The sequence below is a fragment of the Bradyrhizobium sp. 139 genome (assembly GCF_023074175.1).
GTDB lineage: Bacteria > Pseudomonadota > Alphaproteobacteria > Rhizobiales > Xanthobacteraceae > Bradyrhizobium.
The window spans coordinates 89,820-104,649 of record NZ_JADPKS010000035.1 but is presented as its reverse complement, the minus strand read 5'-3'; the positions used below and the strand labels follow the sequence as shown (position 1 = coordinate 104,649).

Here is a 14,830-nt window from a genome sequence, read left to right as displayed (position 1 = left end):
TGGTGAGGAGCCCGCCAAAGCGGGCGTCTCGAACCATGCAGGCCGAGCACGTCCGGCAACCTCTCAGCTGCCATATGCGATAGCCATGCCGCTTGCGGGGAGAGGCGAAGAACTTGCTACTCCTGCATCATCTCGCCGCTGCCGCCGAACTCGGCCGGAAAGTCCTTCAGCTTCGGCAGGCCGTCGCGCATCGGCAGCACCGTTTCGGCGTAGTTGACGTGGACGCCCGGCGCGAACGCCAGCGTCGGGATGGTGGCGGTGAAGACGTCGATCAAGTCGAGCGGCGGGTGATTGGTCATGAGATGGCCGCCGCACTTCTTGCAATATTTGCGCTGGCTGAGCGGAGTCTTGGCAAAGGTCTCGACGTGCTGGCCGCCTTCCGTGATGCGCACGGCTTCGGGCTTCCACAGGCTGAAGGCGTTCACCGGTCCGCCCGACCACGAGCGGCAGGAGCGGCAATGGCAATAGCCCATCGCCGCCGGCTCGCCCGTGACCTCGATCGTGACCGCGCCACAGAAGCAGTTTCCGACATGTTTCATTTGGTCGTCTCCGTTGATGAAGATTGGAAATGCTCTCCCCGCTCCCGTTCGCCGTATTTACGGCGAAGGCGGATGTGGGGAAAGGGGTGAGGGGGACTCACCCCGAGAAAACGTGGATGGCTGGAGTCCGGCAGGATCCGTTACGCGCCTCGGTTCCGCCGCGCATCCTCCTTTCGGCGGACGCGCGCGGAGAGACGCGTGAATTATGCTGACCTGCGCCAGGGAATAAGCATCGACACCCGTTGTTTGTACTGCCGGTACTCGTCGCCGAAGAGAGCGACGAGGTCGCGCTCCTCCAGCGCGATGCCGACGAAGATGTAGAGCGTGGTCACGGCCGCGAACAGCAGATGGCCCGCGGTCATGACCGGCGCCGCCCAGAACGCGACGATGAAGCCGAGATAGATCGGATGACGGACGAACTTGTAGAGCAGCGGCGTCTTGAAACGCGGCGGCGACGCCTCCTTGCCGACGAGATGATTGGTCACCTGATGCAATCCGAACAACTCGAAATGATTGATGATGAAGGTCGAGGTGAACACCAGCGCCCAGCCCGCGAGCGACAGGGTGACCAGCGTCACGGCAAGATCCAGATTGTTCACCTCCCATATGATCATGGGCAGCGGACGCCACTGCCAGAACAGGAGGAGCAGTGACAGGCTCGCGAGCAGCACATAGGTGCTACGCTCGACCGGCTTGGGGACGAACTGCGTCCACCAGACCTTGAAGCTCTGGCGCGCCATTACGCTGTGCTGGACCGCGAACAGGGCCATCAGGAGGAGATTGATGATGACGGCCTCGGCCGTCGGCGTGTCGGTTCCGGTGTCGATGGTCTTCGGCACCACCAGCCCCATGACGAAGCCGATGGCGTAGAGAATGGTGACGAAAAACACGAGATATGCCGCAATTCCGTACAGAAAGGCGATGAACTTGAAAATGCGAGAGCCCGCAACCTCCGGGCCAATGGACTGAACCTGGTGATCAAGTTGGGTCATAAACAGCTCCGTTGTGCCAAACGCCGGCACTTCATTGGTCGCTGCACCATGCCGCATTGGACGGCCCAAGACTTTCGCGAACGGTTGATTTTCGCCTGAGACGACTTTGATTTTTGCTTGAGACGACAGAAACGTGCGATTTCGCTTTGAAAACAATGTGCTCGATGCCGACCTGCGGGAGCTCACCTGCGGCGGAGCGGCCGTGCCGTTGCAGCCCCAGGTGTTCGATCTCCTGCTTTATCTGGTCGCGCAACGCGCCCGAGTGGTCAGCAAGGATGACCTGATCAGCCATATCTGGAGCGACCGCATCGTCTCGGATTCCGCCCTGAACAGCCGGATCAATGCCGCGCGGAAGGCGCTCGGCGATGACGGCGCGACGCAGCGGCTGATCAAGACGATTCCGCGCAAGGGCTTTCGCTTTGTCGGCGAAGTCCGGGAAGATGTGGCAGCGACGCTTGCGCCGGCGGAACCCGGCCCTGCCCCGGTGCGCGCCGGGGCGGACCGCCCGGCGGTCGCGGTGCTCGCCTTCGAGAACATGAGCGGCGATCCCGCGCAGGAATATTTCGGCGACGGGATCAGCGAGGACATTCTCACCGCACTGTCGAAGCAGCGCTGGTTCATGGTGATCGCCCGCAATTCATCCTTCACCTACAAGGGACGCGCGGTCCACATCAGGCGGATCGCCGAGGAGCTCGGCGTCCGCTACATCGTCGAAGGCAGCGTGCGCAAGGCCGACAACCGCGTGCGCATCACCGCACAGCTCAACGACGCCGTCACCGGCGGCCATCTGTGGGCCGAGCGCTACGATCGCGAGCTGGTCGACGTCTTCGCCGTGCAGGACGAGATCACCAACGCGATCGCCGCGGCAATCGAGCCGCAGATTCATGCGGCGGAGAATTTTCGCGCCGACCGCAAGCCGCCTGCGAGCCTCGACGCCTGGGACCTGTTGATGCGTGCGCTGTCGCATTACTGGCGGGTGACGCGGCAGGACCACGAGGCGGCGCAGGCGCTGCTGGAACGCGCCATCGGCATCGATCCGCACTACGGCCAGGCGCTGTCGGTGCTGGCCGTGAACCATATGTTCGGCGTGCATCTCGGCTGGGCCGATCTGGCCGTGGTGGCGCCGGCCGCGGAAGCCGCTGCGCTCACTGCCGTACGCTGCGACCATGAGGATGCCTGGGCGCATGCCGCGCTCGGCTGCGTCTGCTTCTCGACGCGCAGGCTTTCCGACGCATTGTCCGAGTTCGAGCAGGCGCTCGCGCTCAATCCGAACTTCTCGCTGGCGCAGGGCTATTACGCGCTGGCGCTGTCCTATGCCGGACGCTCCAAGGATTCGTTCGACGCTGCGCAAAAGGCGATCCGACTCTCGCCGCGCGACCCATCACTGGCGATCTATCACGGCATCGCCGGCTATGCGCGCTTTACCGAACGGCAGTATGACGAAGCCATCGCGCTCGCGCGCGAGGCGATCCGCCATCGCGGCGACCTCACCGGCGCCTACCGCGTGCTCGCGGTGTCCGCCGGCATGACCGGCGACGGCGCGCTTGCGGAGGTGGCGCTGGGCGAGCTCCGTCGCACCCAGCCGGGCATCTCGCTGCACTGGATCGCGACGCAACTGCCGTGGGTGAACGGTGCGGATCGCGAGCATTATCTGGAGGGATTCCGGCGCGCCGGGTTGAGGTGAAGCATCCGGCACTGCGTCTCCGATCGGCGGTGTGCCGTCTCGGCCCGGAAACGCTGGTCGGTCATGTTGCACCGAAATTGTTCTTGTCGATCGGGAACAGTCCCGCATTGCGCGTGTCGCAGCGACATTTCGGGCTGAAAAACAGCTACGAGCATCGAATTCAATAAAGGACGCGCTGTACATTTTTTGTGCGATCACTGTCGAGACTTTCATCTTGCGGCGCCGAACGAGACTGTGTGAGCCTCGATATCGGATGGGGACTGGGATGGGCCGGCCGTAGCTTTGCGCGCCATGACGTGCGAAGCGTTGTCGGCTGGTCTCGCTTGAGAAAGATACGACATGCCAAAACGAGTGTTGCTTGGTGTCCTCCTGGCTTGCGGCCTGACGGCCTCGGCGCTGGCGCAAGAGCCGAAAACGGGGGGCGCGATCAATGCCGTGATCCAGCCCGAGCCGCCCGGCCTGATGCTTGCCATGCTCCAGAACGGGCCGGTCCAGATGGTGTCGGGCAATATCTTCGAAGGCCTGCTGCGCTACAGCCCCAAGCTCGAGCCGCAACCGGAACTCGCCGAGAGCTGGAGCGTCAGCGAGGACGCCAAGACCTACACCTTCAAGCTCAGGAAGGGGGTGACCTGGCACGACGGAAAACCCTTCACCGCCGCTGACGTGCTGTTCTCGATCGAGATGCTGAAGCAGACCCACGCGCGCGCCCGCAACAACCTCGCGCAGGTCGACAAGGTCGAAGCGCCCGACGACTACACCGTGGTATTCACGCTGAAGCAGCCGTTCGGCCCTTTCCTCGGCATCTTCGAGGTCGGCTCGATGCCGATGGTGCCGAAACATCTCTATGAAGGCACCGACTGGAAGACCAACCCCTACAACAATGCGCCGGTCGGCACCGGCCCCTTCATGTTCAAGGAATGGCAGAAGGGCTCGTTCATCCGCCTCGTCAAGAACCCGAACTATCACGAGAAGGGCAAGCCCTATCTCGACGAGATCTACTGGCAGATCATCCCCGACGCGGCCGCGCGCTCGGTGGCGTTCGAGACCGGCAAGATCGACGTGCTGCCCGGCGGCTCGGTCGAGAATTTCGACGTGCCGCGGCTGTCCAAGCTGAAGGACGCCTGCGTCACCGGCGCAGGCTGGGAGTTCTTCTCGCCGCTGGCCTGGCTGTGGCTGAACAACCGCCAGGGTCCGCTCGCGGACAAGCGGGTGCGTCAGGCGGTCATGTATGCGATCGATCGCGACTTCGCCAAGGATGTGATCTGGAACGGGCTCGGCAAGGTCGCGACCGGCCCGTCCGCCTCGACGATCAAGTACTACACCGACGACGTACCGAAATATCCCTACGATCCTGCCAAGGCCAAGGCGCTCTTGAAGGAAGCCGGCTACAAGGGCGAGAAGATCCGCCTTCTGCCGCTCGCCTACGGCGAGACCTGGCAGCGCTGGGGTGAAGCCGTGAAGCAGAACCTCCAGGACGTCGGCATGAACATCGAGACGATCGCCACCGACGTTGCCGGCGGCAACCAGAAGATCGGCGACTGGGATTACGACATCGCCTTCACCTATCTCTACCAGTACGGCGACCCTGCGCTCGGCGTCGGCCGCAATTACGTCTCCAGCGCCATCGCCAAGGGTCAGGTGTTCAACAACGTCGAGGGTTACTCCAACCCGGAGATCGACAAGCTGTTCGCCGATGGCGCGCTCGCCACGCCCGACTCCAAGCGCAAGGAGCTCTACGAGAAGGCGCAGAAGATCCTGGTCGAGGACGTGCCGGTGGCCTGGATGCTCGAGTTGCAATTCCCGACCATCACCCGCTGCAAGGTCAAGAACCTGATCACCACGGGGATCGGGGTCAATGACGGCTTCAAGGACGCATGGCTCGACAAGTGACGACAGGCGCTCCGAACTCCCCTTACCTCTCCCGCTTGCGGGAGAGGTCGCTACGCTCGAAGAGCGTAGCGGGTGAGGGTTCTCTCCTCTTGGCAATCGCTCTGCGGAAGTACCCCCTCCCCTGCCCTCCCCCGCAAGCGGGAGAGGGAGCGCACCGCCGCCGCGGCTGCGACCACCCCAATCTCATCGCCATTTGATCATGCTCTCCTTCGTCGCTCAGCGTGTCGTGAAGGGCGTGATCGTCCTGCTCGCGATCGTCGTCCTCAACTTCTTCCTGATCCGGCTTGCGCCCGGCGACCCCGCAGTCGTGATGGCGGGCGAGGCGGGGGCCAGCGATCAGATCTTCGTCCAGCAGCTGCGGGAAAAATTCGGCCTCGACAAGCCGCTGCCCGAGCAGCTCTTCATCTACGTCAAGGGGGTCGTCACCCTCGACCTCGGCTTCTCGTTCCGGCAGCAGGCGCCGGTGTCGAAGCTGATCCTGGAACGGCTGCCGGCGACACTGCTGCTGACCCTGACGGCATTCGCGATCTCGCTCATGCTCGGGGTTCTCTTCGGCACCTTTGCCGCGCGCTTTGCCGGAACCTTCCTCGACACGGCCATCACCGTATTCGCCCTGATCTTCTACGCCATGCCGATCTTCTGGGTGGCGCTGATGGGAATCCTCCTGTTCTCCGTCACCATGGATTGGCTGCCGAGCTTCGGCTACGAGACCGTCGGCGGAAACTTCACCGGCCTTGACCATGTGATCGACGTCGCCAAGCACCTGATCATGCCGGCGATGACGCTCGGCCTGTTCTTCATGGCGACCTACACCCGCATGACCCGCGCCTCGATGCTGGAGGTGAAACGTCTCGACTTTGTCAAGACGGCGCGCGCGAAGGGTCTCTCCGACGCCGTGATCCAGCGCCGCCACGTGCTGCGGAACGCGCTTCTGCCCGTCGTGACGCTGGCCGGCGTGCATTCCGGCACGCTGATCGGCGGCGCCGTCATCACCGAGACCGTGTTCGCCTGGCCCGGCATCGGGCGCCTGATGTACGACGCGCTGCTTCAGCGCGACTACAACCTTCTGCTCGGCGTCTTCGTGATCTGCTCCGCCATGGTGCTGATCTTCAATCTCATCACCGACCTGGTCTACCGCCTGGTCGACCCGCGCATCGAATTCGCCTCATGAAACAGTTCTGGAAATCGATGCTGAAGAGCCCGAGCGGCGTCGTCGGGCTCATCATCCTTCTGCTAGCGATCTCGGTCGCGGTGTTCGGACCGCTGCTGTTCCCGAACTCGCCCTGGCGCATGGTGCAGCGGCCGTTCCTGCCGCCGTTCACGCTCTCGACCGTGCCGCTCGGCACCGACGCGCTCGGCCGCGACGTGTTCGCCGGCATGATTTTTGGCGCACGCGTCTCGCTGCTGGTCGGTCTTGTCTCCACCCTCGTCGCGCTGATCGTCGGCATGCCGATCGGTGCCATGGCCGGTTATTTCGGCGGCAAGGTTGACGACGCCCTGATGCGCTTCACAGAATTCTTCCAGACCATCCCGAGCTTCGCGCTCGCGATCGTGCTGGTCGCGATCCTGCAACCCTCGATCTATTCGATCGTGGCCTCGATCGCGGTGGTGAGCTGGCCGCCGGTCGCCCGCCTCGTGCGCGGCGAGGTGCTGTCGCTGCGCTCGCGCGAATATGTCCAGGCCGCAATCGTGACCGGCCAGAGCAACACATGGATCATCCTGCGCGAGATTTTGCCGAACGCGCTGTCGCCGGTGATTGTGCTGGCCTCGCTGATGGTGGCGACCGCGATCCTGCTGGAATCCTCGCTGGCGTTCCTCGGCCTCGGCGATCCCAATCTGATCTCCTGGGGGTACATGGTCGGCGCCGGCCGCACCGTGATCCGCCAAGCCTGGTGGATCACGGTGTTTCCCGGCGTTGCCATCCTGATCTCGGTGCTGGGCCTGAACCTGATCGGCGAAGGCCTCAATGACGCGCTCAATCCGCGCCTGTCGCGCGAGGGACGCTGATCATGACCGCCCCGGCCACCGTCTCCATCAAGAACCTGCGGATCGCGCTGCCGAAGAGCGCCGAGCGGCCTTTCGCCGTGGACGGCATCTCGCTGGACCTGAAGGCCGGCAAGATCGTCTGTGTCGTCGGTGAATCCGGTTCCGGCAAATCCATGTGCGCGCACGCGCTGATGGGCCTCTTGCCGGACACGGTCGACGTCACGTCCGGAGAGATCATGTTCGAGGGCCGTGACCTGCTCAAGCTCGACGACGACGGCTGGCGCGATCTGCGCGGCCGCCGGCTCGCGATGATCTTTCAGGAGCCGATGACCGCGCTCAATCCGTTGATGCGGATCGGCGACCAGATGGCGGAGATGTTCGAGGCGCACGGCCTGCTGACGCCGAGGGAGCGGCGCGCAAAGGCGCTGTCGCTGGCGCGCGAGGTCGGCCTGCCTGACCCCGAGCGTATCGTGCGCGCATATCCGCACCAGCTCTCCGGCGGCCAGCGCCAGCGCGCCATGATCGCGATGGCGCTCGCGCTCGAACCGGCCGTGCTGGTCGCGGACGAGCCGACCACCGCGCTCGACGTCACCACGCAGGCGCAGATCCTGAAGCTGATCCGTAACCTCCAGCGCAATCGCAACATGGCGGTGATGTTCATCACCCATGATTTCGGCGTGGTCGCCGACATTGCCGATCAGGTCGTGGTGCTCCGCCATGGCAAGGTCGTGGAGGAAGGCCCCGCGGCAACCGTCTTCAATGAACCGCAGCACGACTACACCAAGGCGCTGCTCGCCGCCGTGCCGTCGATGGACCCGCCGGCGCGCGAGCCGCTCGACGACCAGGCCAGGGCCGTCGAGGTGATCGGGCTGGACAAGACCTACGTCACCTCGGGCGGCTGGTTTCGCGAAGACCGCCGCGTCGATGCCGCACGCGAGGTCAATTTCAACATCCTCAAGGGCGAGACGCTCGGCCTCGTCGGCGAATCCGGTTCCGGCAAGTCGTCGGTGGCGCGGCTCGTGATGCGGCTGATCGAAGCCGACCGCGGCACCGTGCGGATCGGCGAGACCGATCTCACAAAACTCTCGGGCAAGGCGCTACGCGCCGAACGCCACCGCATCCAGATGATCTTTCAGGATCCGTTCGCCTCGCTCAATCCGCGCCGCAAGATCGGCCCCATCATCGCCGACGGCCCCATCGCGGCAGGCACCGATCCGAAAGTGGCGTTCGACCGCGCCCGCGAACTCCTCAAGATGGTGGGTTTGGATGCAGGCGCGCTCGAGCGTTATCCCCACGAATTCTCCGGCGGCCAGCGCCAGCGCATCGGCATCGCTCGCGCGCTCGCGCTCGACCCTGAGATCATCGTCGCCGACGAAGCCGTCTCCGCGCTTGATGTCTCCGTGCAGGCGCAGGTGCTAAGCCTGCTCGAGGGCCTCAAGGCACGCCTCGGTCTGTCGATGCTGTTCATCACCCACGATTTGCGCGTCGCCGCCCAGATCTGCGACCGCATCGCGGTGATGCAGCGCGGCGCCATCGTCGAGTTGAAGCCGGCCGCCCAGCTCTTCGCCGCGCCGGAGCACGCCTATACCCGCGATCTGCTCGCGGCGGTGCCGGGACGGAAGGATCGCGCGCCCGCAGCGTGAGGTGAATGGTCGTGGCGGGGACGCCGAACTTCGACTTGGTTCCAAAAACTTGCACGCGGCACCAAGAGAAACATATTTGATCCAGCGGCATTTGTTACGCGAGACTGTCCTTGCGCGAGAGCAAGGGTAAGCTGACACCAGCATTCGCTCGCTCGGCTGCTGAAGCCGCGCAACGAAGATGAGGCGGTGAACAGCTTCATAGAACCAGCGCGAGAGTCGTTGGGATGCCGGAGCGCGGTCACGAGGTTTTTATTCCGTCGTGACCGGCGGCACCGTTTCAAAGTCACGCCCGGCATCCTACATCGCGATTGGATGATCGACATCATCTCATGACGGACGTGCTAACTGATATCCGGAGCCAACATGGGCGAAGTTATTCGATTTGTATCAAAATCCGAGCGCGAGCGAGCACGCCTCATTCAAGAGGCTCGGGCCATCTACGACAGCATCTTCCCGCCGACTGATCCGGTGAGCGAGGAGCAGCACAAGGTAACCGGTCGCGCGTTCGTCGGCGGCGATAGGGGCAATCTGTCGTGATCAAGATCATCGCCGTGCTCTGCAGTCTCGCCTCTCCGGCCAATTGCCACGAGCAGATCGTCACCACGTCGGACTTTGCTCAGGTCTCGGTGCAGTCGTGCCTGATGGGTGCGCCGCAGCTCGCCGAATGGATGAACCAGCATCCGGCCGAGCGCCTGGCGGCGTGGCGCTGCGTGATCGGTCAACAGAACGGCCGGGGAATTTAGGGCCGCGGGCTCGCCGTCCCCCAAAGATTCGAAGCCGCCTGGTCCTCACCGCCATGACCGAGGAGGACTTTTCGAATGAGGCGGCTCAAGCAAAACAGTGACGACGATCCATTGCCGGAGTAACCTGCCGCGCGGCCGTTGCCAGCAAGGGGGAAACCGGATGGAGGTCGCCAGCCTCGTTCTTCCCGTGTTCGCGATCATTGTCACCGGCTGGCTGGCCGGGGAGCTCGGCTATCTCTCCCGCTCGCTTGCCGACGCGCTGGTGCATTTTGCCTACAACGTGGCGATGCCGGCGCTGCTGATCGTCACGATCGCCCAGGAGCCGGCGGGTAACCTGCTGGAATGGCGCTTCCTGCTCGCATTCGGCGGCGGCTCCCTCGTCTGCTTCGCGCTGGTCTTCGTGGCGGTCCGCGCTGGTGGAACGCACGATCTCGCCAGCGGCACGATTCATGGAATGGCGGCAGCCATGACCAATACCGGCTTCGTGGCGCTTCCGATCCTGCACGCGATCTACGGCCAGCCCGCCGTCTTGCCCGCCGCGGTGGCGACGGTGTTCGTCGCCGGCGTGATGTTTCCGATTACAGTCATCCTGCTGGAAAGGGACGCGCGACGGCCTGCGCATTCCGCCGGACTGTTGAAACAGATCCTGCTCAATCCGATGGTCCTGTCGACGCTCACCGGTCTCGTGTGGGCGATCATGGGCCTGCCGATTCCGGCTCCGGTCGCGGCCTATCTGAACATGATTGCCGCCGCGCTGACGCCCTGCGCACTCTTTGCCATCGGGCTTGGCCTATCGGTCGACGGTCTGCGATCCAACCTGAAGGCATCGTTCGCGCTCGCGACCGTGAAGCTGGTGGTGATGCCGCTGGTCGTCTACGGACTTTGCGTGGTCACGAGCCTCAATCCCCTCTACACGGTCGCCGCCGTCATATGCGCCGCCGTGCCGACGGCGAAAACCGTCTATGTGCTGGCGCACGAACACAAGGTCGAGGAGAAGCTGGTCGCGGCCACCGTCTCGGTCACGACGATGCTGTCGGTCGCGACATTGCTGGTCGCGCTCTACCTGCTCTCCGGCCTCGCGGCCGGGACACGTTGACGGTCAGCAGCGCGCCCTGCCGACCTGCTCTCTATCTCGTGGTGTTGCTCCAGGTCGGCACCGAATTGGTCACGCCGACCGACGGCCAATTGTACGATCCGACCGAGGGCGCCGTGACCGTCCCGGTGGACTGTCCGGAGCTTCCGTAAGTCCTGGGTTGCGTTGCCACCGGCCCTCCGGCGCTGCCATAGCTCGGGGCTACAACACCGGTGCTGTGGTGTCTGGCTGACCTGTGCTTCTTCGCCTCGACAACGGAGGGGGCTGCAGCCAGCCCGACGGTGATAAGTACGGCAATTGCGAGTTTGATGCTTGTCATGGCTGATCCCTTTGTCGCTGTGCGCCCATTGTGCCAAGTGTTCATCCATCGGGAAATTTCCATAGGACACCGTTCATAACTCCGTGCGTGCGTGAAGGTGCCGGAGCGCGGTCACACGGCATGATCAGCGCCGCCGCGGGCAGCAGGCCTTTTCGGTTGTGGCGCTCCTTCACGGTCGCGACCGAATGCATCAGCTCCTTGAAGGCCGCGACCGCCGCGACGATCGCTGCGCGCGCTCGTCGCCTTCGGATGGACCCGAATCAGCGCTATTGCATTGCCTTCAGTGATTTCCCTGGACGCAAGCAACATGACCGGCTCTGAACTGAAGCAACTCCGCAACGACCTTTCCGATGCCCTCGCGCGCAAGCTCACCGCAGCCGACATGGCAAAGCTTTGCGGACTGCCGGAGAAGGGCGGCGCCGACACCATCCGGCGCTGGGAGGTGAGCGGGCCGACGCCGTCCGCGACAAAGGTGCTGCGCGTGCTCGCGATGGCGAGCGAGCGCTATCCGATCATGGAGAAGTTCGACATCTTCGATCGCCACGACGTGCGCGAGGAGGACCGGCCTGCCAAGCGCGCGGCATTCCGCGAACAGATGCGCGACCAAGCACGGCGGCGTCTTGATTAACGCAAGACGCACGCAGGTGACCCGGGGCCTCACGAAATTAAGCCTTCCTTCAGCATTTCTTAAGCCGGCATTAAGCACGAAAATCATTTGCAGCCCAACAAGTTAGGTTGGCTGCCGCTGTGCCATGCATGTGACAGCATTTTCGTCAAAAGCGAGCTATCTGCAAAACCAACGACGGCGCGGACAGCGCGCCTGCCGGGCACCAAAGTGTTGGAGTTCAAGACGATGAAGAAGATTCTGTTTGCGACCGTCGCGCTGCTCGTGGTGGGCGCGGCTGCGCCGGCCATCGGCGCCGATCTCGGCAACCGCAACTACTACAAGGCGCCCGCGCCGGCCTATGCCGCGCCGATCTACAACTGGACCGGTTTCTACATCGGTGCGCATCTCGGCGGCGCGTTCTCCAGCGACAACAATTTCAACGGCCTCTCCACCGGCAACAACGGCAACGGCCGTTTCCTCGGCGGCGTGCAGGTCGGTGCGGACTGGCAGTTCAACCCGAACTTCGTGGTCGGCGTCGAAGGCCAGTATTCCTGGCTCTCCGGCAGCGTCGGCGCGGCATTCCCGGGCGGCGTCGCCTACAACAACGACCAGCGTGGCCTCGGCTCGATCACCGGCCGCGTCGGCTACACCTGGGGTCCGGGCCTGCTTTACGTCAAGGGCGGCTACGCCTATTCGGACAACAACGAGAAGGTGACGGTAGGCGGCGTGCCGACCGGTTTCATCATCGACGGCGATCACCGCAACGGCTACACCGTCGGCGCCGGCCTCGAATATATGTTCGCTCCGAACTGGTCGGCCAAGGCCGAGTACCAGTACTACAATTTCGGCGACGCACACTTCACCGCGGGCCCGCTGGTGGGCACCGGCAACTTCACCACCGACGATCACACCTTTAAGGCGGGTCTCAACTACCGCTTCAACTGGGCCAATTCGGCGGTGGCGCGCTACTGATCGCGCCTCTCAGATCTGTTTCGTCAAGGGCCGGCAACTCAGCCGGCCCTTCTGTTTCGCTGTGCGGAACTGGCGCAACCGATTGTGCAACTTGCGATTTTTTAACCCGCCCCAACGATACTCCGCAGCGAAAACATAAAGATCACGCGTGGGGGAATTTCGATGGCGATCCGTCTGAGCGTTGGCCATTTGCTTGGCCGTTTCAAACCTCGTTTCAAAATGCCGAAATGGGGCGTCCGCGGCAGCCTGTTCGCCGCCTTCGCATTGATCGCGGGCATGGGCCTCGCGATCGCAGCCGGCGCCGGCTTCGTGTTCAACCATCTCGGCACCACCATGATGGATCTGAGCGGCCGCGACATTCCCCGCCTCTCCGCCAGCCTGCAGCTCGCCTCCCAAAGCGCAACGCTCGCGGCGCAAGGCCCGGGCCTGCTGGCATCGCCCTCCGACGAGGCGCTGAACGAACGCACCAAGAGCGTGAAGGACATCCAGCAGTTCGCCATGGCCAAGCTCGGCGAGATCATCGAGCTCGGCGCCGACAAGCAGATCGCGACCGCGCTGCGCGACACCGCCAAGAGCATCGACGAGGCGACCCAGAGCCTGGTGTCGGCCGCGCGCGAACGGCTTGAGACCGGCGCGCTGCATGACAAGCAATATGAGGCGTTGCGCAAGGCGCAGCTCACCTTCGTCGGCGCGGCCGGTCCTGCGATGCTGGACGCACAGACGCGCCTGAACGCGATCCTCGGCGCGGCAGAAGTTTCCGCCGATGATGCCACCGAAGCCGCCCGCACCGTCTCCCAGGTCGCGACAATCTCCGCCAACGGCAATCTGATGGCCGCCGACATGATGGCGGCGCTGTCGGCCAACAACAGCGACACGCTGGAGGCGATCGAGAAGGAGTTCAAGGCGACGCGCGACCGCGTCAAATCGAACCTCGAGGATCTCCCCAATATGTCCTCGATGCAGGCGGTGCGCGACTCCGTGCAGAAGCTGTTTGCCTTCGGCGAGGGCAAGATCGGCGTGTTCAAGATCCGCCAGAAGGAACTCGACGCCATCGACTACGGCCAGACCATCCTCGACGAGACCCGCAAGCTCAATGTCGGTCTCGGCATCAGTGTGCAGCAGCTCGTCGACGGCGTGCAGAAGGAGACCAACGCGTCGACCTTCCAGGCGCGTCAGGAGATCTCGCTCGCCACCACCGCAATGCTGGCGCTAGGCGCGCTGATGCTGGTCGGCTCGGCACTGTTCGTCTGGCTCTATGTCGGCCGCAACATCCTGCGGCGGATTGGCGCGCTTCAGCAGTCGATGCAGCTGCTCGCGAACGGCGACCTCGAGACGGAGATCTACCGCTCGAAGCACCACAATGACGAAATCTCGGTGATGGCGAACACGCTGCAAGTGTTCCGCGAGAGCATGGTCGAGGCCCGCACGATGTCGAGCGAGCAGGACAAGGACCGTGTCGCCAAGGCCGAGCGTGCCGCGCGCATGGAAGCGAAGATCGCCGAGTTCGAGGGCACGGTACGCAACGCGCTCGACAATCTCGCGCAGTCGGCCAATTCGATGCAGTCCACCGCGCAGAGCATGTCGAACACCGCCGACCAGTCCAACGCACTGGTGAACGCGGTCGCCTCCGCCGCGGAGGAGACCTCAGTCAACGTTCAGACCGTGTCGGCCGGCACCGAGCAATTGTCGTCCTCGATCCAGGAGATCAGCAGGCAGGTGGTCACCTCGGCCGAGATCGCCCGGAAGGCGGTCAGCGAGGCCGGTGCCACCGACGCGACGGTACAGAGCCTTGCCGACAGCGCGAGCCGCATCAGCGTCGTGGTCGACCTGATCCAGACCATCGCCTCGCAGACCAACCTGCTCGCGCTCAACGCCACCATCGAGGCCGCGCGCGCGGGCGAAGCCGGCCGTGGCTTCGCGGTGGTCGCCTCCGAGGTGAAGAGCCTTGCGAGCCAGACCGCCAAGGCGACCGAAGAGATCCGTAACCAGATCGCCAGCATGCAGGACGTCACCACCTCGGCGGTGGGCGCCATCCAGGGCATCGGCCGGATCATCGGCGAGATCAACGACGTGACGACGACGATCGCCGCCGCGGTCGAGGAACAGGGCGCGGCCACCCGCGAAATCGCCCGCAACATCCAGCATGCCGCCGGCGGCACCAGCGAGGTTTCCAGCAACATCGTCGGCGTCTCCACGGCTTCGGCGGAAGCCGGCGCGGCCGCCAGCGAAGTGCTCGGCGCTTCGGATGCGCTCCGCCGCGAGGCCGACATGCTGCGCGGAGAGATCGACGCGTTCCTCAACAACATGCGGGCGGCGTAAGACCCTGTCCCGGAGCCCGGATCGCGCTGCGCTCGATCCGGGT

The 14,830-nt window shown here is 64.1% G+C and carries 15 protein-coding genes; 12 read left to right on the top strand and 3 right to left on the bottom strand.

The window, feature by feature from the left end; all coding sequences use genetic code 11:
* Positions 1–116: 116 nt before the first annotated feature.
* Together IVA80_RS08995 and mddA are read right to left on the bottom strand one after the other, a co-directional pair.
* Complete coding sequence (locus IVA80_RS08995; protein ID WP_247428190.1) at positions 117–539, bottom strand: GFA family protein; 423 nt, start codon at positions 537–539, stop codon at positions 117–119.
* A 203-nt stretch (positions 540–742) separates the two neighbouring features.
* A complete protein-coding gene (mddA, locus tag IVA80_RS08990; RefSeq protein WP_247428188.1) occupies positions 743–1,531 on the bottom strand; it encodes a methanethiol S-methyltransferase in 789 nt (262 codons plus the stop codon).
* A 133-nt stretch (positions 1,532–1,664) separates the two neighbouring features.
* On the opposite strand from mddA, the gene IVA80_RS08985 reads away from it, so the two are divergent.
* The 8 genes from IVA80_RS08985 to IVA80_RS08950 all read left to right on the top strand — a co-directional run bounded on the left by IVA80_RS08985 (position 1,665) and on the right by IVA80_RS08950 (position 10,573).
* Positions 1,665–3,215, top strand: coding sequence for a winged helix-turn-helix domain-containing tetratricopeptide repeat protein (locus IVA80_RS08985; RefSeq protein ID WP_247428185.1), 1,551 nt, complete (start codon positions 1,665–1,667; stop codon positions 3,213–3,215).
* A 339-nt stretch (positions 3,216–3,554) separates the two neighbouring features.
* Positions 3,555–5,105: an ABC transporter substrate-binding protein gene (locus IVA80_RS08980; RefSeq protein WP_247428182.1), complete on the top strand. Its 1,551-nt coding sequence runs from the start codon at positions 3,555–3,557 to the stop codon at positions 5,103–5,105.
* Positions 5,106–5,304: 199 nt separating this feature from the next.
* Positions 5,305–6,276 carry an ABC transporter permease gene (locus tag IVA80_RS08975; RefSeq protein WP_247428178.1) on the top strand — a complete coding sequence of 324 codons (972 nt, stop codon included), beginning with the start codon at positions 5,305–5,307 and terminating at the stop codon, positions 6,274–6,276.
* Positions 6,273–7,112: an ABC transporter permease gene (locus tag IVA80_RS08970; RefSeq protein ID WP_247428175.1), complete on the top strand. Its 840-nt coding sequence runs from the start codon at positions 6,273–6,275 to the stop codon at positions 7,110–7,112. Before IVA80_RS08975 ends, IVA80_RS08970 begins: the two co-directional genes overlap by 4 nt.
* Positions 7,113–7,114: 2 nt before the next feature.
* Complete coding sequence (locus tag IVA80_RS08965) at positions 7,115–8,734, top strand: ABC transporter ATP-binding protein (protein WP_247428173.1); 1,620 nt, start codon at positions 7,115–7,117, stop codon at positions 8,732–8,734.
* Between the two features lie 363 nt (positions 8,735–9,097).
* Positions 9,098–9,271 carry a hypothetical protein gene (locus IVA80_RS08960; protein ID WP_247428170.1) on the top strand — a complete coding sequence of 58 codons (174 nt, stop codon included), beginning with the start codon at positions 9,098–9,100 and terminating at the stop codon, positions 9,269–9,271.
* Complete coding sequence (locus IVA80_RS08955; RefSeq protein ID WP_247428167.1) at positions 9,268–9,477, top strand: hypothetical protein; 210 nt, start codon at positions 9,268–9,270, stop codon at positions 9,475–9,477. The genes IVA80_RS08960 and IVA80_RS08955 overlap by 4 nt, the downstream gene beginning before the upstream one ends.
* Positions 9,478–9,637: 160 nt before the next feature.
* The gene (locus IVA80_RS08950) at positions 9,638–10,573 is read left to right on the top strand and encodes an AEC family transporter (protein WP_247428164.1); all 936 of its coding nucleotides are present in this window, start codon (positions 9,638–9,640) and stop codon (positions 10,571–10,573) included.
* A gap of 31 nt (positions 10,574–10,604) precedes the next feature.
* Here IVA80_RS08950 and IVA80_RS08945 read toward each other — a convergent pair whose 3' ends face one another.
* Positions 10,605–10,889 (bottom strand): hypothetical protein, encoded by a 285-nt coding sequence (locus tag IVA80_RS08945; protein WP_247428161.1) that lies wholly within the window; start codon positions 10,887–10,889, stop codon positions 10,605–10,607.
* 120 nt (positions 10,890–11,009) lie between these two features.
* On the opposite strand from IVA80_RS08945, the gene IVA80_RS08940 reads away from it, so the two are divergent.
* The 4 genes from IVA80_RS08940 (at position 11,010) to IVA80_RS08925 (ending at position 14,787) form a co-directional block, all read left to right on the top strand.
* The gene (locus IVA80_RS08940) at positions 11,010–11,210 is read left to right on the top strand and encodes a hypothetical protein (protein WP_247428158.1); all 201 of its coding nucleotides are present in this window, start codon (positions 11,010–11,012) and stop codon (positions 11,208–11,210) included.
* Positions 11,197–11,517 carry a hypothetical protein gene (locus tag IVA80_RS08935; RefSeq protein ID WP_247428155.1) on the top strand — a complete coding sequence of 107 codons (321 nt, stop codon included), beginning with the start codon at positions 11,197–11,199 and terminating at the stop codon, positions 11,515–11,517. Before IVA80_RS08940 ends, IVA80_RS08935 begins: the two co-directional genes overlap by 14 nt.
* A gap of 225 nt (positions 11,518–11,742) precedes the next feature.
* Positions 11,743–12,468, top strand: a complete 726-nt coding sequence (locus IVA80_RS08930) for an outer membrane protein (RefSeq protein WP_247428151.1) — start codon at positions 11,743–11,745, stop codon at positions 12,466–12,468.
* A gap of 162 nt (positions 12,469–12,630) precedes the next feature.
* Complete coding sequence (locus IVA80_RS08925; RefSeq protein WP_247428148.1) at positions 12,631–14,787, top strand: HAMP domain-containing methyl-accepting chemotaxis protein; 2,157 nt, start codon at positions 12,631–12,633, stop codon at positions 14,785–14,787.
* The last annotated feature ends 43 nt before the right edge of the window (positions 14,788–14,830 follow it).

Excerpts from the sequence above, each read along its gene's own strand:
- IVA80_RS08995 (WP_247428190.1), bottom strand. The coding sequence starts at position 539 with ATGAAACATGTCGGAAACTGCTTCTGTGGCGCGGTCACGATCGAGGTC.
- mddA (WP_247428188.1), bottom strand. The coding sequence starts at position 1,531 with ATGACCCAACTTGATCACCAGGTTCAGTCCATTGGCCCGGAGGTTGCG.
- IVA80_RS08980 (WP_247428182.1), top strand. The coding sequence starts at position 3,555 with ATGCCAAAACGAGTGTTGCTTGGTGTCCTCCTGGCTTGCGGCCTGACG.
- IVA80_RS08975 (WP_247428178.1), top strand. The coding sequence starts at position 5,305 with ATGCTCTCCTTCGTCGCTCAGCGTGTCGTGAAGGGCGTGATCGTCCTG.
- IVA80_RS08970 (WP_247428175.1), top strand. The coding sequence starts at position 6,273 with ATGAAACAGTTCTGGAAATCGATGCTGAAGAGCCCGAGCGGCGTCGTC.
- IVA80_RS08965 (WP_247428173.1), top strand. The coding sequence starts at position 7,115 with ATGACCGCCCCGGCCACCGTCTCCATCAAGAACCTGCGGATCGCGCTG.
- IVA80_RS08960 (WP_247428170.1), top strand. The coding sequence starts at position 9,098 with ATGGGCGAAGTTATTCGATTTGTATCAAAATCCGAGCGCGAGCGAGCA.
- IVA80_RS08950 (WP_247428164.1), top strand. The coding sequence starts at position 9,638 with ATGGAGGTCGCCAGCCTCGTTCTTCCCGTGTTCGCGATCATTGTCACC.
- IVA80_RS08945 (WP_247428161.1), bottom strand. The coding sequence starts at position 10,889 with ATGACAAGCATCAAACTCGCAATTGCCGTACTTATCACCGTCGGGCTG.
- IVA80_RS08940 (WP_247428158.1), top strand. The coding sequence starts at position 11,010 with ATGATCAGCGCCGCCGCGGGCAGCAGGCCTTTTCGGTTGTGGCGCTCC.
- IVA80_RS08935 (WP_247428155.1), top strand. The coding sequence starts at position 11,197 with ATGACCGGCTCTGAACTGAAGCAACTCCGCAACGACCTTTCCGATGCC.
- IVA80_RS08930 (WP_247428151.1), top strand. The coding sequence starts at position 11,743 with ATGAAGAAGATTCTGTTTGCGACCGTCGCGCTGCTCGTGGTGGGCGCG.
- IVA80_RS08925 (WP_247428148.1), top strand. The coding sequence starts at position 12,631 with ATGGCGATCCGTCTGAGCGTTGGCCATTTGCTTGGCCGTTTCAAACCT.